Origin of the sequence: Vreelandella zhanjiangensis DSM 21076 (genome assembly GCF_000377665.1) — a bacterium.
Taxonomy (GTDB): domain Bacteria; phylum Pseudomonadota; class Gammaproteobacteria; order Pseudomonadales; family Halomonadaceae; genus Vreelandella; species Vreelandella zhanjiangensis.
Window position 1 is genome coordinate 21,726 of record NZ_KB898657.1, and the last position, 23,344, is coordinate 45,069.

At 55.9% G+C, this 23,344-nt stretch carries 20 protein-coding genes; 12 read left to right on the top strand and 8 right to left on the bottom strand.

The features are described from left to right. Together D467_RS0118480 and pta are read left to right on the top strand one after the other, a co-directional pair. The gene (locus D467_RS0118480; protein WP_018919028.1) at positions 1-1,185 is read left to right on the top strand and encodes an acetate/propionate family kinase; all 1,185 of its coding nucleotides are present in this window, start codon (positions 1-3) and stop codon (positions 1,183-1,185) included. Then, positions 1,182-3,374: a phosphate acetyltransferase gene (gene pta / locus D467_RS0118485; RefSeq protein WP_018919029.1), complete on the top strand. Its 2,193-nt coding sequence runs from the start codon at positions 1,182-1,184 to the stop codon at positions 3,372-3,374. The genes D467_RS0118480 and pta overlap by 4 nt, the downstream gene beginning before the upstream one ends. A 100-nt stretch (positions 3,375-3,474) precedes the next feature. Here the strand turns inward: pta and cyoE are convergent, their stop codons facing one another. The 6 genes from cyoE to D467_RS0118515 all read right to left on the bottom strand — a co-directional run bounded on the left by cyoE (position 3,475) and on the right by D467_RS0118515 (position 9,330). Continuing rightward, a complete protein-coding gene (cyoE, locus tag D467_RS0118490; protein WP_026285844.1) occupies positions 3,475-4,398 on the bottom strand; it encodes a heme o synthase in 924 nt (307 codons plus the stop codon). Then, positions 4,356-4,679 (bottom strand): cytochrome o ubiquinol oxidase subunit IV, encoded by a 324-nt coding sequence (gene cyoD, locus D467_RS0118495; protein WP_018919031.1) that lies wholly within the window; start codon positions 4,677-4,679, stop codon positions 4,356-4,358. The genes cyoE and cyoD overlap by 43 nt, the downstream gene beginning before the upstream one ends. Next, positions 4,676-5,290 (bottom strand): cytochrome o ubiquinol oxidase subunit III, encoded by a 615-nt coding sequence (cyoC, locus tag D467_RS0118500; RefSeq protein ID WP_018919032.1) that lies wholly within the window; start codon positions 5,288-5,290, stop codon positions 4,676-4,678. Before cyoC ends, cyoD begins: the two co-directional genes overlap by 4 nt. Continuing rightward, entirely contained in the window at positions 5,290-7,266 is a 1,977-nt protein-coding gene (gene cyoB / locus D467_RS0118505; protein WP_018919033.1) for a cytochrome o ubiquinol oxidase subunit I, read from the bottom strand. Before cyoB ends, cyoC begins: the two co-directional genes overlap by 1 nt. A 2-nt stretch (positions 7,267-7,268) precedes the next feature. Further along, a complete protein-coding gene (gene cyoA, locus D467_RS0118510) occupies positions 7,269-8,255 on the bottom strand; it encodes a ubiquinol oxidase subunit II (RefSeq protein ID WP_018919034.1) in 987 nt (328 codons plus the stop codon). 280 nt (positions 8,256-8,535) lie between these two features. After that, positions 8,536-9,330: a DeoR/GlpR family DNA-binding transcription regulator gene (locus D467_RS0118515; RefSeq protein ID WP_018919035.1), complete on the bottom strand. Its 795-nt coding sequence runs from the start codon at positions 9,328-9,330 to the stop codon at positions 8,536-8,538. A 412-nt stretch (positions 9,331-9,742) separates the two neighbouring features. Between D467_RS0118515 and D467_RS0118520 the strand changes: the two genes are divergently transcribed. The 8 genes from D467_RS0118520 (at position 9,743) to D467_RS0118555 (ending at position 17,893) form a co-directional block, all read left to right on the top strand. Beyond that, positions 9,743-10,507 (top strand): outer membrane protein OmpK, encoded by a 765-nt coding sequence (locus D467_RS0118520; RefSeq protein ID WP_018919036.1) that lies wholly within the window; start codon positions 9,743-9,745, stop codon positions 10,505-10,507. A 36-nt stretch (positions 10,508-10,543) separates the two neighbouring features. Further along, complete coding sequence (locus D467_RS0118525; RefSeq protein WP_018919037.1) at positions 10,544-11,827, top strand: NupC/NupG family nucleoside CNT transporter; 1,284 nt, start codon at positions 10,544-10,546, stop codon at positions 11,825-11,827. 107 nt (positions 11,828-11,934) lie between these two features. Continuing rightward, complete coding sequence (deoC, locus tag D467_RS0118530; RefSeq protein ID WP_018919038.1) at positions 11,935-12,738, top strand: deoxyribose-phosphate aldolase; 804 nt, start codon at positions 11,935-11,937, stop codon at positions 12,736-12,738. 1 nt (position 12,739) lies between these two features. Beyond that, a complete protein-coding gene (deoA, locus tag D467_RS0118535; RefSeq protein ID WP_018919039.1) occupies positions 12,740-14,068 on the top strand; it encodes a thymidine phosphorylase in 1,329 nt (442 codons plus the stop codon). Between the two features lie 27 nt (positions 14,069-14,095). Continuing rightward, on the top strand, positions 14,096-15,340 hold the full coding sequence (locus D467_RS0118540; RefSeq protein ID WP_018919040.1) for a phosphopentomutase: 1,245 nt from the start codon (positions 14,096-14,098) through the stop codon (positions 15,338-15,340). 32 nt (positions 15,341-15,372) lie between these two features. Further along, positions 15,373-16,098, top strand: a complete 726-nt coding sequence (deoD, locus tag D467_RS0118545; protein ID WP_018919041.1) for a purine-nucleoside phosphorylase — start codon at positions 15,373-15,375, stop codon at positions 16,096-16,098. 43 nt (positions 16,099-16,141) lie between these two features. Then, the gene (gene cdd, locus D467_RS0118550; RefSeq protein ID WP_018919042.1) at positions 16,142-16,549 is read left to right on the top strand and encodes a cytidine deaminase; all 408 of its coding nucleotides are present in this window, start codon (positions 16,142-16,144) and stop codon (positions 16,547-16,549) included. A 219-nt stretch (positions 16,550-16,768) separates the two neighbouring features. Next, the gene (locus D467_RS0118555; protein ID WP_018919043.1) at positions 16,769-17,893 is read left to right on the top strand and encodes an aminotransferase class V-fold PLP-dependent enzyme; all 1,125 of its coding nucleotides are present in this window, start codon (positions 16,769-16,771) and stop codon (positions 17,891-17,893) included. Positions 17,894-17,967: 74 nt separating this feature from the next. On the opposite strand, the gene D467_RS0118560 is transcribed toward D467_RS0118555, so the two are convergent. Continuing rightward, positions 17,968-19,392, bottom strand: coding sequence for a hypothetical protein (locus tag D467_RS0118560; protein ID WP_018919044.1), 1,425 nt, complete (start codon positions 19,390-19,392; stop codon positions 17,968-17,970). Positions 19,393-19,504: 112 nt separating this feature from the next. On the opposite strand from D467_RS0118560, the gene D467_RS0118565 reads away from it, so the two are divergent. Together D467_RS0118565 and D467_RS0118570 are read left to right on the top strand one after the other, a co-directional pair. Then, positions 19,505-20,440 carry a J domain-containing protein gene (locus tag D467_RS0118565; RefSeq protein WP_018919045.1) on the top strand — a complete coding sequence of 312 codons (936 nt, stop codon included), beginning with the start codon at positions 19,505-19,507 and terminating at the stop codon, positions 20,438-20,440. Positions 20,441-20,478: 38 nt separating this feature from the next. Continuing rightward, positions 20,479-20,907, top strand: a complete 429-nt coding sequence (locus tag D467_RS0118570) for a hypothetical protein (RefSeq protein ID WP_026285846.1) — start codon at positions 20,479-20,481, stop codon at positions 20,905-20,907. Here D467_RS0118570 and D467_RS0118575 read toward each other — a convergent pair. Continuing rightward, positions 20,827-23,253 carry a mechanosensitive ion channel family protein gene (locus tag D467_RS0118575; RefSeq protein WP_018919046.1) on the bottom strand — a complete coding sequence of 809 codons (2,427 nt, stop codon included), beginning with the start codon at positions 23,251-23,253 and terminating at the stop codon, positions 20,827-20,829. The two genes, D467_RS0118570 and D467_RS0118575, sit on opposite strands and share 81 nt — an antisense overlap. Positions 23,254-23,344 lie beyond the last annotated feature (91 nt).

Below are 23,344 nucleotides of genomic sequence, written 5' to 3' on the forward strand. Positions count from 1 at the left end.
ATGAATGCACCGGTGCTGGTCATTAACTGTGGTTCTTCCTCTATTAAATATGCGCTGATCGACTCAGACCCGAATGCGCCGCGTCTGGCCGGGCTGGCCGAGCGCCTGGGCGGTGCCGATGCCTGTTTAAAAGGTAAGAACAGTGCCGGTGAGCGCTTTGACCAGCCACTGCCCAATGCCGACCATACGCAAGCGTTAAGCGCTATTTTAGAGCGTCTGGAAGGACGTATTCCTGCGGCCATCGGCCACCGCATTGTTCATGGTGGCGAACAGTTCACTCAGGCCGCATTGATCGATGAGAACGTAGTCAGCGCCATTCAAAGTACTGCGGCTCTGGCCCCCTTGCATAATCCTGCCAATCTGGCCGGGATCGCCGCTACCCAAAAGGTGTTTCCCAAGCTGCCCCAGGTGGCGGTATTCGACACCGCGTTCCATCAGAGCCTACCGCCCACGGCTTACCGCTACGCCCTGCCGGAAAGTCTGTACGCCGAGCACGGTATTCGCCGCTACGGTTTTCATGGCACCAGCCACGCGTTTGTCAGCCAGCGTGCGGCCACACTTAGTGAACGCGGTGCCGGCGGCTGGCTAACCGCTCATCTGGGCAACGGCTGCTCGACCTGCGCGATATGGAACAATCAGAGTAAAGACACCAGCATGGGGCTCACACCGCTGGAAGGTTTGGTGATGGGCACCCGCAGCGGCGATGTCGACCCTGGCCTGCACGCGCATTTGCACCGCCAACTGGGCTGGTCGCTGGATCACATCGATGACGTGCTGAACAAGCAAAGTGGGCTGCTGGGTCTCTCTGGCCTGACCAATGATATGCGCGAAGTTGAGGAAGCAGCAGAAAAAGGCCACGAAGGCGCCCTGCTGGCACTGAACGTTTTCTGCTATCGCATTGCCAAATCGCTGGCCGCGCTTTCCTGTGCGCTACCTAGGCTGGACGGGGTCATTTTTACCGGCGGTATCGGTGAGAACTCCCCCACTGTGCGCCGTAAGGTAATCGGCCTCTTGCCCCACTTTGGCTTTGCCCTAAATGAGGAGAGCAACGCAGCGATGATACGTGGAAAAGAAGGCAAACTGGACATCGAGAACCATACCGGGCCTGAAGTATGGGTCATTCCTACCGATGAAGAAGGCCGTATCGCGATGGAAACACGCCAGTGTGTGGAGGCCCAGGCATGACTACCCCTGCTCAACCTCAAGTCATACTGTTAGTGCCCACTAGCGTAGGTGCCGGGTTAACCTCGGCCTGTTTGGGGCTCATCCAGGCACTCGATACCATCGGCCTGAAAGCTGGCTTTTTAAAACCGTTTATGCAAAACGAGCTCAATGGGCCCGGCCTTGATCGCTCAACCGCGCTGGTTTCACGCACGCTAAACCAGCGCCCGCCTTCGCCTATCTCTCAAGCCCGGTTAGAGCGCCTGCTGCGCGACGACCAGATCGACGAGCTGATGGAAAACGTGGTGGAGCTTTATGATCAGGTAGTACAGCAGGCCGAGCGCGATAACAACGCCCTGGACTTGGTCGTGGTAGAAGGCGTGGTGCCCACCCAGCACACCACCTATGCCACTCAGACCAATGCCCAACTGGCCCACGCCCTTAACGCACGTATTATTTTAGTCAGCACCGGTGACCTGAACGAACCTCAACAGCTTGCCGAAGAGTTGGACATGCATGCGCGAAGCTTTGGCGGAGTCAGCTCCAACCGTACGCTGGGCGGCATCCTGATGCGCATGAAAAATCTGCCCTACGGTCAGGAGGACGATCTTTCAGCAGCTCCCGGCACGATTAAACCTCAGCTTGAAGAGCCGGTGCTTGCAGAGCTGCGTCGCTACTCGCCCTCGCTTGCCACTGAAAGTTTCCATTTAATTGGCATTGTGCCGCAAAGCAAAACGTTGACTGCGCCACGTACCCTGGATGTGGCCCGTGCGCTTAATGCCACGCTTTTAAATGAAGGCGAAGCCGCCAGTCGTCGAGTGCTGTCGACAAGTCTGTGCGCTCGTAGCGCAGCCAATGCGCTGCATATCTTCACGCCTGGCAGCCTGGTGGTAGCTTCAGGCGACCGTGATGACGTTGTGCTGGCCTCAGCACTGGCGAGCATGAACGGCACCCAGCTGGCGGGCGTTTTACTGACCAACGGTTTTCTGCCCAACGACAACATGATTGAGATGTGCAGACCCGCGCTAAGAACCGGGCTTCCGGTTCTTGCGGTGGAAACCGATAGTCTGACCACCGCCCAACACCTGAGCCAGCTGAGCAGCGAGATTCCTATCGATGACTTCGGGCGTGCCGAGCAGGTTGCGCGCTATGTGGCAGCGCATATGGACCTGGAGTGGCTAAAGACCACCTTGAGCCATAGCTATGTGCAGCGCTTGTCGCCTTCAGCATTTCGCCATCAGCTGGTCAAACAGGCGCAGCAAGCTCAAAAGCGTATTGTCCTACCCGAAGGTGACGAGCCGCGCACGGTGGAAGCTGCCATTATTTGCCAGCGGCGCGGCATTGCCAACTGCGTACTGTTAGGCAGCCGCGAGAATATTGAGAACGTCGCCCGCAACCGCGGCCTAACGTTGCCTGATGACCTTACGATCATTGACCCGGAAAGCACTCGAGCAAACTATATTGGGCCGATGGTAGAGCGTCGGCGCGGCAAGCTTAACGAGCTGACCGCTGAGGCCCAGCTGCAGGATAACGTAGTGCTTGGCACCATGATGCTGCAGCTGGATGAAGTGGATGGCTTGGTCTCAGGGGCCATACATACTACCGCCAATACCGTACGCCCGGCGTTTCAGTTGATCAAGACCGCGCCTGAATATAACCAGGTGTCGTCGATATTCTTTATGCTGCTGCCCGAACAGGTCGTGGTGTATGGCGATTGCGCAGTCAACCCGGACCCGGATGCTGAAACGCTTGCCGAAATCGCCCTGCAAAGCGCTCGCTCAGCAGAAGCGTTTGGTATCGAGCCGCGCGTAGCCATGATCAGCTACTCAACCGGCGATTCAGGCACGGGTGCGGATGTGGATAAAGTGCGTGAAGCCACCCGCATCGCCAAGGAACGTGCCCCCCACCTATTGATCGATGGCCCGCTGCAGTACGATGCAGCGGCCATTGAAAGCGTGGGTAAGCAAAAAGCGCCGGACTCGGCCGTTGCAGGCCGCGCCACGGTGTTTGTTTTCCCTGACCTGAATACGGGTAATACGACTTACAAGGCGGTGCAGCGTAGCGCTCGCGTAGTCAGCGTGGGGCCCATGCTTCAGGGGTTGAACAAGCCGGTAAACGATCTTTCCCGCGGCGCGCTGGTGGACGATATCGTCTATACCATCGCCCTGACCGCCATTCAGGCAAGCCAACGCGAAGCGATGGCCGAGCAGTAGATTTCGAGACAAGAATAGGCTTCTCAAGGCAAGAAAAAGCCCCGTGCAGCTAAGCTGTACGGGGCTTTTTTTAATTCAACCGCCTAGCGGTGTGAATCGATTACGTCCACATTGGCACCATGGATTCCAGCACGATAACGAGGCTCATTGCGGTGATGGTGAGAATCGAGACACCAAACACGCGCTTGGCCCAACGTACATCATCATCCAGCCGGTAGCCACAGATCGCCAGGTAGAGCCAGTAGCCCCCCATGGTCAGCGCGACACACAGGTAGCCAGTACCTGCCTGGCTCGCCAGTACCAAGGCTAACGAGGCGGGAATAAACGCCAAGATGTAGCCCAGGATATGATGCTTTGCGCGCTTGATACCGTGAACAACAGGCAGAACGGGAATCGAAGCGCGCTGGTAATCGGCATAGCGGAAAATCGCAATAGCGTAGGAGTGCGGCATCTGCCAGAGGCAGAAGATCAACAGCAGAACAATCGCCCCACTGTCAAAAGTACCCGTCACCGCGCAGTAGCCTACCACTGGCGGCATAGCACCTGACAGGCTGCCTACCACGGTGCCGTATTCAGAGTTACGCTTCATATAAAGGCTATACACCCCTACATACACGCCCCATCCAATCACGGCCAAGGCCACCGTCAATCCATTGGTGCCTAATGCCAGGCAGACCACACCACTGATACCCAGCAGCGCCGACAAACCCAATGCTTGAGTGATAGAGACGCTTCCCCTAACCAGAGGACGATGGCGCGTGCGCGCCATCAGAGCATCAATATCCCGATCAATCACGTTGTTACACGCACATCCTGAGGCGATCACTAATGCGATCCCCAACATGACCGAAGCAAACGTCACCAGATCGAATTCACCGTGCGCGGCTAGAAAGTAGCCGCCAAGGGCGGCAATCAGATTGCCGCCGATGATTCCTGGCTTGGTTAGCTCAAGCAGATCGTGCCACCGATTGGGCATGCTGGTTAGCCGATCATCATGTTGAGATGTAGATGCTGCATGATCCACAGCGAACCTCCTACCACTAGGCCGAGAATCAGCACCGTGAAGACGAAGGAAAGCATGTTCCAGCCATCTTCAGTCTTGAAGTCCAAATGCATGAACATCACAAGCTGAACCAGAACCTGCAAGACGGCAGTTACAACGATGATTCCCACGTTCACAGGCAAGCTGAACGAACCCAGCATAACGGCGCCAAATGGAATGACAGTCAGGACCAACGACAGCACAAGACCCGTTACATAGGACTTTACAGTGCCGTGACCGGACGGTTGGCTAGAAGAACTCATACCAGCACTCCCATCAAGTAGACGAAGGAGAATACACAGATCCAGACGATATCCAGGAAGTGCCAGAACAGGCTCAAGCACAGGATACGCGGACGCGTTTTATCATTCAGACCCTTGGTCGACAGCTGAACCAGCATGACCAGAATCCAGATCATACCGAAGGTCACGTGCAGGCCGTGGGTACCTACCAGGGTAAAGAACGCTGACAGGAAGGCGCTACGATCCGGGCCGAAACCTTCATGGATCAGGTGATGGAATTCATAGATTTCCATCCCCAGGAACATCAGGCCCAGCACGAACGTAATGCCCAGCCACATCTTCACCTGACCGACACGGTTGGCGTTCATCGCCAGAACGCCCATGCCGAAGGTGAAACTACTGATCAGCAGTGCAAAGGTGCCGAAGAGAATCAAAGGTAGTTCAAAAATATCCGCGCCGGTCGGCCCACCGGCCGTGCCCTTCATGAGCACGGCGTAGGTGGCGAATAGTGTTCCGAAGATCACTAAGTCGCTCATTAGGTAGACCCAGAAACCAAATACCTTGGTAGGACCGGCATCGTGGTGCTCATGCTCTTCAGCATGGGCATCGTGATGTAAGGATTCAGTAGCCATTACGCCTGGGCCTCCACACGTTGTTGATGAGCAAGCTCGATTCGCTCGACCTCTGCAGCAGGCACGTAGTAATCGATATCGTCGTTAGATACCCGCATCAGGAAGCTCACCAGCATGCCGATTGCACTGAACCCAGCCAGCCACCAGATGTGCCATACCATGGCGAAACCAAAGATCATCGCAAAGACACTGATGATAGGTCCGGCCACCGTATTTCTCGGCATATGGATATCCGTGTATGGCGCATCTTCCAACTGCTCGTTGCCACGCTGCTTTTGCGACCAGAAGCTGTCGATATCACCAACGACGGGCAGGCGCGCAAAGTTGTAGAACGCGGGCGGGGAAGAAGCTGCCCATTCGAGCGTACGGCCATCCCATGGGTCGCCGGTCACATCAGCATACTTATCGCGGTTACGTACGCTTACGTAGAACTGAATGAGCGTACAAGCGATACCCGCAGCGATCAGCAGTGCACCGATCAAAGCAACGATAAACCAGGGCTGCCATTCAGCGTTCGGGTATGAGTTCATGCGGCGCGCAGCACCGTAGAAGCTCAGTACGTACAGCGGCATGAACGCGACATAGAAACCGATTATCCAGCACCAGAAGGAACGCTTGCCCCACTTCTCGTCAAGCGTGAAGCCGAAGGCTTTCGGGAACCAGTAGGTCAGACCCGCCATCATGCCGAAGACCACGCCACCAACGATAACGTTATGGAAGTGAGCAATAACGAACAGACTGTTGTGCAGTACAAAGTTAGCCGCCGGCAGTGCCAGCATTACGCCGGTCATACCACCAATCGTGAAGGTGATGATGAAGCCCAGCGTCCAGAGTACCGGTGAAGTCAGTTCCAGGCGGCCACGGAAGATAGTGAACAGCCAGTTGAAGACTTTCACACCGGTCGGGATCGCAATGATCATCGTCATGATGCCGAAGAAGGCATTGACGTTGGCGCCTGCACCCATGGTGAAGAAGTGGTGCAACCAAACGATGAACGACAGCACGGTAATGGCAATTGTTGCCCACACCATGGTGTGGTAACCGAATAGACGCTTGCGAGCAAAGGTGGCAATAACTTCTGAGAACACACCGAACGCCGGCAGAATCAGAATATAAACCTCAGGGTGACCCCACGCCCAGATAAGGTTGACGTACATCATTACGTTGCCGCCCATATCGTTCGTGAAGAAGTTCATCCCCAGGTAACGATCCAGCGTCAGCATCGCAATAGTAGCGGTCAAAATCGGGAAAGAGGCAATGATCAGTACGTTGGCGCACAGCGACGTCCAGGTAAAGATCGGCATGCGGAACAGGGTCATGCCCTTGGTACGCATTTTCAGAATAGTAACGAAGAAGTTGATACCGGTTAACGTGGTACCTATCCCGGATATCTGCAACGCCCATATCCAGTAATCGACCCCGACCCCGGGACTGTACTCTATCCCCGATAACGGCGCATAAGCCAACCACCCTGTGGTCGCGAACTCACCCACGAACAGAGAAACGTTGATCAGCAGAGCCGAAACGGCGAACAGCCAGAAACTCAGGTTGTTAAGGAACGGGAACGCAACATCGCGCGCACCGATCTGTAACGGAACAACCAGGTTCATCAGGCCGATAACCATGGGCATCGCCACGAAGAAGATCATGATAACGCCGTGGGCGGTAAAGATCTGGTCGTAGTGATCAGGCGGCAGAATGCCTGCCGAGCCACCAGCAGCTATCGCCTGCTGTACACGCATCATCAGGGCATCGGCAAAACCACGCAGCAGCATGATAAGCGCCACGATGAAGTACATGATACCGAGCTTTTTATGGTCGACTGACGTGAACCACTCGTTCCACAGCCAGCCCCACTTACGGAAATAGGTCAACGCGCCCAACAATGCCGCGCCGCCTAGAATTCCCACGAGACCCGCTATTACCAGAATGGGTTCGTGATAGGGAATTGCTTCTAAGCTTAATTTACCGAACACGGTTACTCTCCCGCCTCATTGCTCATGGTTTGGCCATCCTCAGCCTCGCCATCCGCTTGGTTGTCGGTCGTTTGATAGGCTTCATTGCTATCGACTGCTGGTGCGCGGGGCGCATCCTGAGTCTCGGTGTCAGGGTCGCTACCGGTATGGAAGCTGGACACTAAGCGCTCATAGAATTCAGGCGTAACGTCTGAGAAGTACTCAACGGGGTGGAACGTAGAGCGCTCAGCAAGCTCGGAGTATCCTTCCGGATAGTTCAGTGTTTGTGGCGACTGCTCAACTTCAGCAACCCAGGCGTCAAAGTCTTCGTCTGACGTAACATGAGCGTCGAAGATCATGCCAGAGAAGCCAGCACCGCTATAGTTGGTCGAACGACCACCGTAGGTACCGATTTCGTTGGCCTGCAGATAAACGTCGTTATCCATTCCCGCCATGGCGTAGATCTGGCTACCCAACTGAGGAATGAAGAAAGAGTTCATCACTGAACCGGAGCTCACGCGGAACCGAACGGGCGTATCTACCGGGAAGGCAACTTCATTGACCGTTGCAATGCCTTGCTCGGGATAGATGAACAGCCATTTCCAGTCGAGCGCCACAGCCTGAATTTCAAGCTCGGCCACGTCGCTTTCAAGTGCGCGGTGAGGATCAAGATCGTGCGAACTTTTCCAGGTAATTACGCCCAAAATAGCGACGATAACCACCGGAACCAGCCAAACGATTGCTTCGATCCAGTTGGAGTGTGCCCAGTCAGGCAGGTATTCGGCCATTGTATTGCTACGGCGATAGTACCAACCAAACACTATCGTCATGACAATAACGGGGATGACCACGATCAGCATCAGGCCAAAAGAACTCAGAATCAGTGAACGCTGGGTTTCACCAATAACGCCTTTCGGGTCCATTAAGGCCGAGCTACAGCCTGCAAGCAGCAAGCATAGCGCCAGGAGCACCAAGGTGCCTGCCCTGCGCCAGTAGAAAGGTTGTTGCATGGTGCGATCTCGTCAGAGTTGCGTTACAAAACTAGCCGCCACACAGCAAGCCAAACGATATGCCATATGCCAGCTAACTAACACCCCATACCTTTCCCAAAACACTCTGCCAGCAGTTACTGCTCTTGCTCCGGGAAAAATATGCGCTACCAGGGTAGGAAGCAGGTAGCGGATTGAGCCAATCCTAATACAAAATAAGGACTAGCTCTAACGAGGAGTATTTTCCTTTGATCTAAACAACGAATCAAAGCGACGATTTGACGCACCCAACTGCGACAGTTTAATGCGCATGCTCGCGGGTAGATAATGCAGGTAGGCGGGTAAAAATCGTGCGCCCATGAAAATTGTTAAGCAACTCAGACGTGCACTCGTCGTTAGTCACAATAACGTCAAAATCGTTCAATGAGGCAAAGTAAGCAGGACGAATAACACCAAACTTACTCGCATCTACCACCAGAAAACGCCGTAATGCTGAGGCAATCGCCGCCTGCTTGGGCGCAACCTCATGAAAGTGGAAGCAGCTAACGCCCCGACCACAATCAACCCCTGCCGCCGAGATAAACGCTTTATTAATTCCTAGGCGCTCAATCGTCGCGCGCATCTCGTCGCTACCAAATGATTGTGACGCGGCATAGAACAGCCCACCTGCTAACACCAAACGCACATTGGACAGGGATGACACCACCGTGGCCACATTGAGCGCATAGGTAACCACGGTTAATTCGTTAAAACTCTTGAGCTGGCCTAAAAGCGGTATCAAGGTCGAGCCACAGTCGATAAACAGCGTATCACCCTCTTCGATAAAACCAGCGGCCTGCTGGCATAACGCGTGCTTTACCGGATAGTAATTGGCCTGCTGCTCGGTTAAATCATATACCTGCGTTGCGCCAGGGTAGCTGGTCATCACTAGCCGCCCACCGAGAAGCGCCATGGCACTAGGCTGCGTTGTAAGGTCGCGGCGTATGGTCATTTCCGAAACACCGCATAAAATAGCGGCATCGCGTAAATGCAATGTGCCACCACTGGCCAACGCTTCTTGAAGCATGGTCAATCGCTGAGCACTACGACCGTTCATACAAGGCATCTCCTTTGTCATTTCTTATTGCCAGTTATGTTTATGCTGCGCGAGCGGCCATCCTCTGGCTACTCCCCTTTAGCCTCAAAACCATGCCTACCACCCTTTCTCCCCTGCCACGCCTTAGTGTGTTTGGACACTTTAGATGCTTAGAAACGTTAGGCCTTGAGTACTTTGGACGCTTAGGCACTTTAGATGTTGCACCACGGCCATGACATTTAAATAGCGTTGGCCAGGCTTTATTGCAATTCGGCGTTAAAAAAATAACATGCAATGTTATAATTCTAACATTCACGCCAGACCACATAATTCCAAACCCGATTAAAACCGTGGCAATTTTCTTGAGGCTTACATGATCGCTCCGACTCTTATGCGTACTTCTTATCTCGCCACTCTTAGCGCTGGCGTATTAATGGCGGGGTTCACCCCGGCGTTGGCAAACGACTCCCAGTCGCCACTATGGTCATTTGCCAACGTCTCGGTTAACTACCTGGACTGGTCCAACGGTACCGAACGTCGCACCGCCTCTAACGCGGCTAAAAGTGATTTCACCTATGTAGAAATTGAAGGCGGCGCTGGCTTTAGCTGGGGTGAGTTCTACGGCTTCTTCGATTTCGAGAACCCAACCAACGACCAGTTCGATGAATCAAGCGGCGGTAAAGATAACTTCCGTACTGCTGGCAAGGTAACGTCGCACATTTATCTGGGCGATAGCCCGTTGTCACTTTATGCCCACGTCTACGATTTTCGTGACTACGGCTATAACAGCCGTGAGCAGGATCAAATTCTGGGTCTTGGCTATCGCACTACCTTCGCAAACGGTCTATGGTTCAAACCATTCATCGGCGCGGCACGAGTACAAAGTGATGGCTACACGGGCATGAACGGCTATATGGCTGGCTGGGTGGCAGGCTATGACTTCGCCGCGCTTGATCAGAACTTCAGCGTGACCAACTGGCACGAACAGACTTTTGGCCGTGACGACGACTACCTGGAGCAGAACTATGTCGGCGACAAGGCCGGAAGTGTGGGCACCAACGGGGCGCTGAGCCTTTGGTGGCACCCCAGCGACTTGATTACTACCGGTGTTCAGTACCGCTACTCCGATAACAAGCTGGGCACGCCCAACGATTATCAGAATGCGATGATCTACTCCGTCAAGCTCAACTTACTCTAACCTGAGGCGCGCCTCGCGGACTCAAAGGATCCCCATATGACACTCCTTATGAGCTTGGTGGGTATGGTCACTCTTGTGATCATCGCCCTGATCTTCTCTTATGATCGCAAGTCGATTCGCCTGCGTACCGTGCTGGGCGCCTTTGCCATTCAGGCGGGTATCGGTGCTTTTGTACTGTACGTGCCCTTTGGTCAGGCCGTCTTACAAACCATTTCTGCGGGGGTAAGCCAGATACTGGTTTACGCCAATGATGGGATCGGCTTTCTGTTTGGTGGCCTGGCTGACGTCGATAACGTCGGCTTTGTGTTTGCCATCAAAGTGCTGCCGGTCATCATCTTCTTCTCCTCACTGATTGCCGTGCTGTATTACCTGGGCATCATGCAGTGGGTCATCCGCATTTTGGGCGGCGCGCTGCAAAAAGCGCTGGGTACTTCACGCACCGAGTCGCTTTCTGCTACGGCCAACATCTTTGTGGGCCAGACCGAAGCCCCGTTAGTGGTTCGCCCCTTTATTGCCCGCATGACGCCTTCGCAGCTGTTTGCGGTGATGTGTGGCGGTCTGGCATCAGTGGCAGGCTCCGTACTGGCAGGCTATGCCGCGCTGGGCATTCCCATGGAATACCTGGTAGCCGCTTCCTTTATGGCAGCCCCTGGCGGCTTGCTGTTCGCCAAGCTGATCATGCCGGAAACCCAGGATGCGACCGACAGCGACAGCATCACCAAGGTTGAAGAAGAGCTTCAAGAGCTTGACGACAGACCTGCTAACGTACTGGACGCTGCCGCATCGGGCGCCACCTCCGGCCTGATGTTGGCTGCCAACGTTGGCGCCATGCTGCTGGCCTTCATTGCATTGATCGCACTGGTCAACGGTATTTTAGGCGGCGTTGGCGGCTGGTTTGGGTTTGAGTCACTGAGCCTTGAGATGATTCTGGGCTGGCTGTTTGCCCCGCTGGCGTTCCTGCTTGGCGTACCGTGGTCTGAAGCAACGCTTGCTGGTTCGTTTATCGGCCAGAAGCTGGTGGTCAACGAGTTCGTTGCCTTTATCAACCTTGCACCCTACATCGATGGGGAACAAGTAGTGGCTGCCACGGGTCAGTTGATGACGCCGCACACCATGGCAATTTTATCGTTTGCCCTATGCGGTTTTGCCAACCTGTCGTCTATCGCTATTTTGTTGGGCGGCCTGGGCAGCATTGCACCGACACGCCGTGCTGAGATTGCCCGCTTTGGAGTAAAAGCCGTGCTGGCCGGTACTTTATCCAATTTAATGTCCGCCACCATTGCTGGTTTCTTTATCTCGTTAAGTAATCTAACCAGCTAACCGTCAAGAGCTTAAGCGCGAAGTTGAGCGCTTAAGCTCCAGCGTACCGGGCACTGCGATTTATACTTGCAGTGCCCGTTTATCTTTTCCTGATTTGAGAGAACTTCATGACCGCTTCCACTTCGACTGGCCCTAACCATGCTGACCAACAGGCTGCCCGCCACGCGTTAGCCCTGATGGATTTAACCAGCTTAAACGACAGCGACACCGACGCGACCATTGAAGCTCTTTGTCAGCAGCTTAAAACGCCTTACGGCAACCCGGCAGCCGTATGCGTCTATCCGCAATTCATCGTTACCGCCCAGCGTGCGCTTACTGCTCACAAATTAAACGAGCTGGTGAAAATCGCGACGGTTACCAACTTCCCGAATGGCGACGAGGACATCATGGCTGCCGCCCGTGAAACCCGCGATGCGGTTGCCTCGGGCGCTCATGAAGTTGATGTGGTTTTCCCTTACCGCGCACTCATCGCGGGCGACGAAGAAACCGGCCTTGAGCTGGTTGAAATGTGCAAAGCCGCCTGCGCGGGCCAGGCCCTGCTGAAAGTCATCATTGAGTCAGGCGAGCTCAAGGAGCCAGCGCTTATCAAACGCGCCAGCGAGCTTGCCATTGAAGGCGGCGCGGACTTTATTAAAACCTCCACCGGCAAAGTGGCTACCAACGCCACACTTGAAGCCGCCGAGATTATGCTGAACGCCATTAAGGCAAGCGGCAAAGACGTGGGCTTTAAAGCTGCTGGCGGCGTGCGCACCACACAAGAAGCCGCTGAATATCTGGCCCTGGCGAGCAAGATCATGGGTAGCGCCTGGGTAACACCTGCGCACTTTCGCTTTGGCGCCTCGAGTCTTTTAGCCAATTTATTAAACACACTGGGCGGCGTGGAAAGCGCGGCACCACAAGGAGGCTATTAATATGCTCCCGCAGGAACTGATTCGTTTAAAGCGTGATGGCAATCCACTGGCAGCGGCGGATATCAAAACTTTTATCCAAGGCATTGCCGATGACCGCATCAGCGACGCCCAGATTGGCGCGTTCACCATGGCGGTATTTCTTAACGGCATGAGCCGTGAAGAAGTCGTGGCGCTGACCACCGCCACGCGTGACTCGGGCCACGTGATGCAGTGGGATTCGCTCAACCTGCCTGGACCTGTGGTCGACAAGCACTCCACCGGCGGCGTGGGTGATCTGGTGTCTCTGGTACTCGGCCCGTGGGTCGCAGCATGTGGCGCCTTTGTACCCATGATTTCAGGCCGTGGCCTTGGCCATACCGGCGGCACGCTGGATAAGCTTGAGTCGATCCCCGGCTACGACCCCTACCCTGCTCCTGAGCGCTTTGGCGATGTGGTGAAATCCACCGGCGTGGCGATCATCGGCCAGACCGGCAACTTGGCACCGGCGGATAAGCGTATTTACGGCGTGCGTGACGTCACCGCAACGGTTGAATCCATTCCGCTGATTACCGCCTCCATTCTGGGTAAAAAGCTTGCCTCTGGCCTTGATGCGCTGGTCATGGATGTCAAAGTCGGCAGTGGCGCGTTTATGCCTACCACCGAAAAATCCCACGAGCTTGCCAAAAGCATCGCCTCGGTGGCGACCCAGGCCGGTACGCCGACGACCGCACTCTTGACCGACATGAGCCAGCCGCTGGCACCGTGCGCGGGCAATGCGGTTGAAATCGTCGAGACGCTGGAGCTGCTGCGCGGCGAGCGCCCCAACAGCCGCGTGATGCAGGTTACCCGTGAGCTGGCGGTAGAAATGCTCATGGCGGGCAAACTGGCCAAGAGCCGTGAAGACGCCCTGAGCCAGCTTGAAAAAGCCCTGACCTCGGGTGCCGCAGCCGAAGTATTCGCGCGCATGGTACGCGAACTGGGCGGCCCGGGTGATTTTATGGAGCGCTCTGACAGCTACCTTGCCAAGGCCAACGTGGTCAAGCCCGTGTACGCCGAGCAGTCGGGCAATGTGCTGCGCATCGATACCCGTGCAGTGGGCATGAGCGTGGTGGAACTGGGCGGTGGTCGCCTGCGTAACGATGCCAGTATCGATCATAGCGTGGGCTTCAGTGCGATTGCCGAGCTGGGCACCCAGGTGGATAACCAGCAGCCGCTAGCCTTCGTTCACGCGCGTAGCGATGAAGAAGCCGACCGCGCCGCTGCCCAGCTACGTACTGCCATCACTATTGGCACAGGTGAAGCGACAATTGATTCACTGCTCCAGGAAACCTATCGCGGTGAAGCGCTTTAATTAGCACCGTCTGACGAGGAAAACGCCATGAAACGTGCAATTGTGTTGGTACTAGACTCCTTCGGCATTGGCAGCGCCGCCGATGCCGCCGCCTTTGGCGATGAAGGCTCGGACACCTTGGGCCATATCGCCGCTGCCTGCGCGCGTGGCGAAGCCGATACGGCTGAACGCTCGGGCCCCTTGAAGCTGCCCAACATGGCCAAATTGGGTCTGTTTCACGCCCACCGGGATAGCACCGGCGCGGTTGCCGAAGGCGTTGCCCTGCCCAAGGTGCTCGAAGGCGCCTACGCCCACGCCCAGGAAATTTCCAGCGGCAAGGACACCCCGTCCGGCCACTGGGAAATCGCCGGCGTGCCGGTACGTTTTGACTGGGGCTACTTCAGCGACAAGACTGAAAGCTTCCCCGCTGAGCTGCTGGACAAGATTGTTCAGGAAGCGAACTTGCCCGGCGTGATCGGCAACTGCCACGCCTCAGGCACCGAGATCATCGCACGCCTGGGTGATGAGCACGTGCAGACCGGCAAACCGATTGTGTATACCTCGGCGGATTCGGTCTTCCAGATTGCCGCTCATGAAGAACACTTTGGCCTGGATCGCCTTTACGCGCTGTGCGAAACCGTGCGTGAGCTTTTAGAGCCTTACAACATCGGCCGGGTGATTGCCCGCCCGTTCATGGGTGAAGACAGCGCAAGCTTTGCGCGTACCGGCAACCGTCGCGACTACAGCGTTGAGCCGCCTTCGCCCACCGTACTGCAAAAGCTCGCCGATGCCGGTGGTGAAATGGTATCGATTGGCAAGATTGCCGATATCTATGCCCACTGCGGCATTACTCACAAGGTTAAAGCCAGCGGCCACGACGCACTGATGGACGCGACGCTGGGTGAAGTGGCGCGTACCGCCGTTGAAACCAGCGACCGCCCGACCATGATCATGACCAACTTTGTCGATTTCGACTCGGTCTACGGTCATCGTCGTGATGTGCCGGGCTACGCAGCCGCCCTCGAGCATTTTGACGCTCGCCTGCCCGAGCTGCTGGCTGCGCTGAATAACGACGATCTGCTGATTCTTACCGCGGATCACGGCTGCGACCCAAGCTGGGAAGGCACCGAGCACACGCGTGAATACATCCCGGTGATGGTCAGCGGTGCCGGGTTCGCGCCAGGGCCGATGGGCGCACGCGATACGTTTGCCGATATTGGCCAGACGCTGGCGGATTACTTCGCCCTCCCCGCAATGGACGATGGTAAAAGCTTTCTATCTTATGCTGCCTGATGGCGCCATTTAACAAGACATAAGGAAACCACATGGCTACTCCGCACATTAATGCTGAACAGGGCGATTTCGCGGATACGGTATTGATGCCCGGCGACCCACTGCGCGCCAAGTACATTGCCGAGACCTACCTTGATGACGTGCGTCAGGTGAACGACGTGCGCGGCATGCTGGGCTATACCGGCACCTATAAAGGCCGCAAAATTTCCGTGATGGGCCACGGCATGGGCATTCCGTCAGTGTCCATCTATGCCAAAGAGCTGATTACCGATTACGGCGTGAAGTCGATTATTCGCGTAGGCTCCTGCGGCGCGGTACGCGACGACGTTAACGTTCGCGACGTGGTGATCGGCATGGGCGCATGCACCGATTCCAAGGTGAATCGCATGCGCTTTAACGACCACGACTTTGCCGCGATTGCCGATTTTGAGCTGACAAGCCACGCCGTGGCCGCCGCCAAGGCGCAAAACGTGCCGGTGAAAGTGGGTAACATCTTCTCCGCTGATCTGTTCTACAACCCGCAGACCGATATGGCCGAGCTGATGAAGCGCTACGGCATTGTAGGTGTCGAGATGGAAGCCGCCGGCCTTTACGGCGTTGCCGCCGAGTTCGGTGCCCGCGCGCTGACCATCTGCACCGTCTCGGATCATATTTTGAAAGGTGAAGCGCTCTCCAGCGCCGATCGTCAAACCACCTTCAACGATATGATGATCATCGCGCTGGATACGGTCCTGCGTGATGACGCCGCTAACGCCTAAGTGGGTCAACAATGCTTAAGTGGGTTAAACCGAGGAATCATCTATGAGCCAAGCAGACTCTGCTCTGGTCAACACGCTGCTTGATGCATTGAATAATGCCTACGTTCCGTACTCCGACCACCCGGTGGCATCCATCATGGAGTGCCCGGACGGCCAGCAGTTCGTAGGCGCTAACGTCGAAGTCGCTCACTACAAAGGGCTTTGTGCGGAAGCATCGGCCATTAGCGCGATGGTAACCGCTGGCCAGCGCGAGCTTGCCAAGGTGTATGTGATGGGCCCGGGCGAGCACCTGTGCACGCCCTGTGGCGATTGCCGTCAGCGTATTCGTGAGTTCGCCACGCCCGATACGCAAATCATGGTCATCTCCCGCCAGGGCGAGGTGCTCAAGACCTACACCATGGAAACTTTGCTTCCAGACGCCTTTGGCCCCGAGCAACTGCCTCAGCGCTAAGGCGTGTTGTTATACCGGCTTGGTGGTAATGCCTGGTTAGTTGCAAACGCAGATTAGCGGTAACCTCAAGCCGCCGTTTTTATAAACGGCGGCTTTTGCATGCAGGCTACCTGCACCGGCTGCGGCTAGCCTCTCCTCGCAATTCCTCGTATTCTGTGTAGCACTAAAAAGCGCGCTTACCTTGCGCCTTTCCTGCGCCTATTGATCAAGGAGAACGCCATGGCGGCCCTACTGCCCAATGTCGACCCCGCTGGACTGCTCGAATACTCAGTGGTTTATACCGACCGTTCGCTCAACCATATGTCGCAACAGTTCCAAGGCGTCATGCGTGATATTTCGGCCACGCTGAAAGAAGTCTATAACGCACACTCGACGGCGATTGTTCCCGGCAGCGGCACCTTTGGCATGGAGGCCGTGGCGCGCCAGTTTGCTCTGGATCAGAAAACCCTGGTGATCCGTAACGGCTGGTTTAGCTACCGCTGGACGCAGATTATCGAAATGGGCCGTTTAACCGACCAGCACACGGTGCTCAAAGCGCGCCGCGTGACTGCCGATGACCCGCAGTCGCCGTTTATGCCCGTACCCGCGGAAGAAGCCGCCGAGCGTATCCGCCAGGAAAAACCCGCCGTGGTGTTTGCACCGCAGGTCGAAACGTCTGCGGGTTTACTGCTGCCCGATGATTACATTCGCACCGTGGCGCAAGCGACGCGCGACGTTGGCGGCCTGTTTGTGCTGGACGCCATTGCCGCAGGCACGCTATGGGTGGATATGCAGGATTTGGGCATCGATGTGGTGGTCAGCGCCCCGCAAAAAGGCTGGAGCGGCTCGCCGTGCTGCGCCATGGTCATGCTTTCCGAACGCGCCACACAGCGCTTGAGCGAAACGCAAAGCAATAGTTTCGCGTGTGACTTGGCCAAATGGCACGCCATCATGCAGGCCTACGAAAACGGCGGCCACGCCTATCACGCCACCATGCCAACGGATGCCTTGCGCCAGCTGCGCGATATCATGCAGGAGACTCGTGAATACGGCTTTGCCAAGGTGAAGCAAGAGCAGCAGGCCATTGGTCAGGGCGTTCGGGACATGCTCGCACGCCACGGGTTTATCAGCGTTGCCGCTGAAGGCTATGAGGCCCCAGGCGTCGTGGTAAGTTACACCAGTGATGCCGGGCTTGTGGGCAAGTTTGCCCAGGCGGGCATTCAGGTGGCGGGCGGCGTGCCGCTTATGGTGGATGAAGGCGACAACTTCCAGACCTTCCGCATCGGCCTTTTCGGCCTGGATAAGCTGCACCACACGCAACGCAGTGTGGATAACCTGGAACAGGCGATCGATTCGCTACGCTAGTCATACGCTTGATCGGGCTTTATGGGCCACCCTAAAACCGCCGCTTGCAGGCGGTTTTAGGGTGGCCCGCTCAATCAATGCGCGGGGTCTATTGAGGTGCTACTCTCCGCCACCTTTTCAACATCGACTATACCCGAGCGGCCGACGACGACTTTCCAACGCGCTAAGTACGGCGTGTCTTCGCTTCCCGTCTCGCGCACCACCAGGTTGAACAAATGGCGCCGCTCGACGCTTTCACGCACCGACTGACCATCTTTCAAGCGGTAGATATGGTGCTTCTCTTTGCTCATCAGACGAGTCAGCATCAAGAGATCAATATGCAGCGTTTCACGGGTATGCTCGTAGCCGCTTAAAAACCGAGTGGGCGACATCCGCGAGCTGGAGCGATAGTGCATCACGACTTCTTCACGCTGGGCGACCGTACGTCGACGCATCTGCTGAATATCTTCATCCAGCGCGGCATAGCGCTTATAGTCAAACCACTCAAGCTGACGCCCGACTACCGAATTACGCGTAGGGTCTTCGTATTGGCGACGCCACTTTGGCCGACCGCGCCGCAATAAGCGCCAGAGCGTATTGCGCAAGTCGTCCTTAAATACCTCGCGCATGGCATATAGTAACGCCATGGCCAGCACGAACAGCGCCGTGATATCGCCCACCACTTCACGCACCCGCAAGACACCAAGCGTTACGCAGGCCATGACGACGGCGGTAGCAATGGCTTTGACCGCCTTTTGCTCACCGCTGCCCAGCTCAAGAGACGTCTGTTTCAGCGTAATCGGGTATTCAATCAACCGGCGCAGCAGGCGCATCTTGTTTGACATGCGAGTGGGGTCCGCCATCACACGCTCGGCGTTGTACTGCTGTTCACGCCGGTACTCGCTTTCGCCTTCGCATACGCTGATATAGCGCCGCTTGATCTCACTGAATTCGCCCCCACGGGGCATATGCGCAACCAGCGCGAGCAGCTGTTGCTCGGTAAACCAGGAGAGATAATTGTCGATATTGGCAAAATACTTATAAAGGCTCTCATCAGTGGGCTGATTACGCCGCATCCGTTTTAGAATGCCTTCACTCAAATCCTGCATTTCGTATAGCTGCGCGCATAGCTCGTCGCTAAGCTCCGAAACGTCGTTGGACTCCTTTTGCCTTTCGTCACGCAGCTTGCGCTCACTTACCAGCATTTTCTGAGTGGTGCGCTCCATCGCCACCACATACTGGTAGGCGTACAGGCTCAAGTTCAATCGATAGGGCTCACTGCCCAATTGGTTACGGCTAACAAGCCGGCTCTGCACCAGCGGCAAATGGTGGGTATCACTATAGTAAGTCCGCGAGACGCTAATGGAAGCGTGATAAAATGCCTCCTCAGAGATAACATGCGTGTTTAGACCCAGCTCACCAGGTACAAAAAGATAGACGTCTAGCCTATGCGATGTCTCTTCCTTGAGCCGCCGGGTGAGGCGCAGCTGGTAGCTGTTTTTACGCTCAACGCTGATCACCTGAACAATCTCCTACGTCATTGCCTATCGCGATGATATACCATGACATGCAACATCACGGTGATCCGCTCTATGCGGTTATGATTCACCTCTTCGCCTTTGGAGCCAGGGAATGTCCATTGCCCGTTTCTCTCCCTTTGAGCTGCTGCTTTTAAAAAGCCGCAGCCAAGTGGATACGGCAAAGCTACTGGTATTAGCTTGGGTATTGGTACACCGCCAACACGTGTCGGAGGGACAGCGGCGCCGACGCTTAGCCCAGGTATCCGCACAGTTTCGCCATGGGCATGAGCTGGGGCCTGTTATGCATATCGCTCAGCAGCAGGACCTGCTAGCGATTCAACTGGCTGCTGAAGTCATTCGTAAAGAGTGCTCGCAAGAGCATAGCCTGAGTGTGATGCATCAGGCTATTACAGTCGCCACAGACAATGGCGAGCTTTCACTGGCCAACCATTACATCTTGCGTTTCCTGGCGGATTTACTCAACGTTACCCCCTCAACGCTAAGCATGCTATTTCAGGAATTGACGGGCCAGACGTTGGCAACGCCAGAAGATCCCAGTCGCGATGCCTACTGGCGAGTGCACGACGCCGAATATTATGCCCAGAAGGCCCGCGAAGCCGAAGCTGCACGACAGCAGGCCCGCGACGCCCAGGCCAAAGCCGAACAGCAGGAAAAAAAGCATCAGCAGGAAGAGGCCCAACGGGCGCATGCGCAAGCTCAGGAAAAAGCCGAACGCGAAAAATCCCGACAGCAACAAGAATCCGCGCAGCGCCAAAAGCAGTATGAGCGGACAAGACAGCAACGCAGCTCGCAGCAAGGCCAACCACGGACAGCGCCGCCACCGGATCGTACCACTCGTGCGCTGGCCGTCTTGGGGTTAACGCCTGGAGTTAGCCAAACAGAGGTACGCCGCGCCTACCGACGCATGGCACAGCTTAATCACCCTGACCGTTTTTATACCGGCAGCGAGCATCAAATTGCGCTCGCCTCGGCGCGTTTTCAAAGAATCAAAAGCGCCTATGATTACTTAATGCAGAACTATTCATAAGAACCATTTATAAAAACTATCCATAAGAACCGATCTCTATGCGTGACTTGTACCAACGCCTTAGCGTTTCGCCGCAGGCAAGTGATGAAGAGCTTCAGCAAGCCGTAGCCCGCTGCCCCAACAGTGCCTTACGCCAGGATGCAGAGGCCGTCTTCGCGGTGGACAAACGGCGTGCAGATTACAATCAGGCCCACGCGACGCTTAACGATATCGGCCAGCTGCGCGCCAGGCTGGGGTTAACTCACGGCGCGCACTGGCAAGGCGATGTCGCCAACGATTTTTCGCGCCCACCGGATCAGACGGCTTCCCGCCACGACGAGCTGGTCGACCGTGTCAGCCACGCCGTAGGGCTTCACAACCGTTGGCGAGGCCTGCGTGGCATTGGATTACTCATCGTCACTTTCGGCATTGGTGCGGGCGTAGGTATTGCTGCGGGGTTCACCCTGAGTCAGATGCTCGGTACGTGAGGTAGGCAAATTACGCTCACGCTCATCACGCTTCACTTCTGCCTGGGTAGGCCGTGGAGCCGGTTTAGGCGGCTCGGGCTTTTTCTTGGATTGATCCTCGCCATCTGACGTTTGTGCATCGCCAAACGAAAGGTCAGTGCCTTCGGTCGGCTCCATACGGTCTTCTGAGCGCGCTTCCATACTGACACTAAGACGCGGCACGCCTAGGTCGATTGACTGTTCTTCCATGCGCTGTTTAAGCAGCAAGTTAAATGCCCGCGAAACATCCCACTGCATTTCTGGGGCGGTGCGAAAACGCATCCGCAATACCGGGCAACCTTCTTCAAAGCCCTGCACACCCTGCATTTCCAGCGGCGACCAGATGTAATGGCGCATCATCGGGTCTTTACGCAGTTCCTGCGCGGTTTCCTGCATCAGTGTAATCGCATCATCAATTTTCATATCATACGGAATGCGAATCCGCATTAGCGCGATACCGAACTGACGCGACATGTTGTGGATGGATTCAATACGGCTGAAGGTAATGATATGCACGACGCCGTCCAGGTCACGTAGCCGCACGGTACGCAGTGTAAGGCCTTCTACCGTGCCCATATGGTTATTGATGCGCACAAAATCATCTACTGCCAGCGAGTCCTCAATCAGGATAAAGATACCGGTAATTAAATCCTGAACCAGCGTCTGGGCGCCGAAACCAATCGCCAGACCGATCACACCGGCACCCGCCAACAGCGGCGTTACGTTAACCCCTAGATTGGCGAGCCCGGCAATGAACGCGATGATCAATATGGTCACGAAGATCACATTGCGAATCATCGGCGTGATGGTCTGGGCCCGTGCCTGATTCACCCGGCGTCCGCGCGCGCGAACGGAAGAGGTAAGTGCCCGCTGAATCGCCGTATCGGCAAATATCCATACCAGCCACGCCAGTAGAACGGTCGCGCCCAGGCTTACCAGTGCCTGGCCAATTCGTGAGCTGGCAACGGCCTGTTGGCCAATGCCAAACAGCGAGCCACCCCAGACCTGCATGGAAAGCTCGGCAAATACCATCCATGAGCAGATATGCGCCAACACAAAACCAAAGCGCTCCAGACGCTTTCGGTATTGGCTATAGCGGTGACGATGGCGACGCTTTTCCATACGCACCGCCTGACGCCTTAGAAGCCCCGTTATCACCAAGGTCAGCACCAGCAGGCTGGCGGAAATAATCGAACGGGCAAGGGCTGTACCCACATCACCCACAGTTATAAAAATGGCCAGCAACGAGCCACCGACTAACAGCAACGCCGGGATATGCCAAAGCCCACCCAGGGCACGGATCATTTCCACTGCCCCATTGGCATCGCGACGCTGTTTATAAGGGCGGTTACAGATGAGGTGACGTACAGGACGCTTAAACTTGATGATAAAACGCGCCGACATCAGCGCGGCCAGCATGTTGGCGATTACCGATACCAGACCTGCAAGTTCGCCGCCCAATAGCTCCACTAAGCGGGTTGAATTTACCGCATCGCCGAGTGCAATTAGCGCACCGATCACAAACAGCCCGCGCAAGGCGCGTTGCTGCAGTACCTGCACAGCCATAAAACGATGGCCCCGGCTAAAGAAGGCGATGACGGTTTCAAATACTACCGAGAGCGCGCGGCCACACAGGCAGATATAGGCAACCACTAAAACCAGCGTCCTGCCGGGACTATAGGGCAATAGCTGGCCGATGCCGAGTGTGATCGCAAAGGCTAGCGCCCAAGGCAGCATACGGCGTAGAAAATGCGCCGCAAGTAGCCATGCCTTGGGGTCACGGGGCAAATCCAGCGGCCAGTTTCGGCGCCTTGCCACCAGCCGCCCAAAAGCGATCATCACGACCAGCAACGTAATCCAGATGACGGCCATGACAGTGCCTTCGGCCACCGCACGCAATGCCGCCCCCTGGCCTGCGCCGTCGTTAAGAGCGCGTAAATCGGCCGCTCCTTGCACCAGCTGCCGCGACCATTCGTCGATAGGCGAGTCACCCGCCTGCGCATGCTCCCCGATATCGGTTAGCGTATCGGCAAGCGCTCCTAAAAGTCCCTGGCGCGTCACCGTGTCTTCTTCGGCGGCGTCGGCCGTTACCTGTAACTCACGCAGAGAACCCAGCAGCTCCGTGCGCCGCTCTTCATTCTCAAGCATTGAAATGACGTCATTGAGTGAGCTTTGAAACTCCTCGCTACTGACATTCACTTCATCACTGGGCTCTCCCGCCAAGCTGGGTAGTGAGACGCTCTGCGCCTGAACCTGGGTCGCCATTACGCTGACCAGTACCGTCAAAACGACGCTGATGACAGTATTGATTATCCAGTGCTGTCGCACGTATTGCTCCCGAAATGGATTAGTAAATGACACCATGTTTGTTAATACTTGCCTTACGGAATACGCTCAGCCTTGCTGCGTGGCCATGTTC

Coding starts and splice junctions, on each gene's coding strand:
- cdd (WP_018919042.1), top strand. CDS start 16,142: ATGAGCCAAGCAGACTCTGCTCTGGTCAACACGCTGCTTGATGCATTG.
- D467_RS0118480 (WP_018919028.1), top strand. CDS start 1: ATGAATGCACCGGTGCTGGTCATTAACTGTGGTTCTTCCTCTATTAAA.
- D467_RS0118515 (WP_018919035.1), bottom strand. CDS start 9,330: ATGAACGGTCGTAGTGCTCAGCGATTGACCATGCTTCAAGAAGCGTTG.
- D467_RS0118540 (WP_018919040.1), top strand. CDS start 14,096: ATGAAACGTGCAATTGTGTTGGTACTAGACTCCTTCGGCATTGGCAGC.
- cyoD (WP_018919031.1), bottom strand. CDS start 4,679: ATGAGTTCTTCTAGCCAACCGTCCGGTCACGGCACTGTAAAGTCCTAT.
- deoC (WP_018919038.1), top strand. CDS start 11,935: ATGACCGCTTCCACTTCGACTGGCCCTAACCATGCTGACCAACAGGCT.
- pta (WP_018919029.1), top strand. CDS start 1,182: ATGACTACCCCTGCTCAACCTCAAGTCATACTGTTAGTGCCCACTAGC.
- deoD (WP_018919041.1), top strand. CDS start 15,373: ATGGCTACTCCGCACATTAATGCTGAACAGGGCGATTTCGCGGATACG.
- D467_RS0118520 (WP_018919036.1), top strand. CDS start 9,743: ATGGCGGGGTTCACCCCGGCGTTGGCAAACGACTCCCAGTCGCCACTA.
- deoA (WP_018919039.1), top strand. CDS start 12,740: ATGCTCCCGCAGGAACTGATTCGTTTAAAGCGTGATGGCAATCCACTG.
- D467_RS0118555 (WP_018919043.1), top strand. CDS start 16,769: ATGGCGGCCCTACTGCCCAATGTCGACCCCGCTGGACTGCTCGAATAC.
- cyoA (WP_018919034.1), bottom strand. CDS start 8,255: ATGCAACAACCTTTCTACTGGCGCAGGGCAGGCACCTTGGTGCTCCTG.
- D467_RS0118565 (WP_018919045.1), top strand. CDS start 19,505: ATGTCCATTGCCCGTTTCTCTCCCTTTGAGCTGCTGCTTTTAAAAAGC.
- D467_RS0118570 (WP_026285846.1), top strand. CDS start 20,479: ATGCGTGACTTGTACCAACGCCTTAGCGTTTCGCCGCAGGCAAGTGAT.
- D467_RS0118525 (WP_018919037.1), top strand. CDS start 10,544: ATGACACTCCTTATGAGCTTGGTGGGTATGGTCACTCTTGTGATCATC.
- cyoC (WP_018919032.1), bottom strand. CDS start 5,290: ATGGCTACTGAATCCTTACATCACGATGCCCATGCTGAAGAGCATGAG.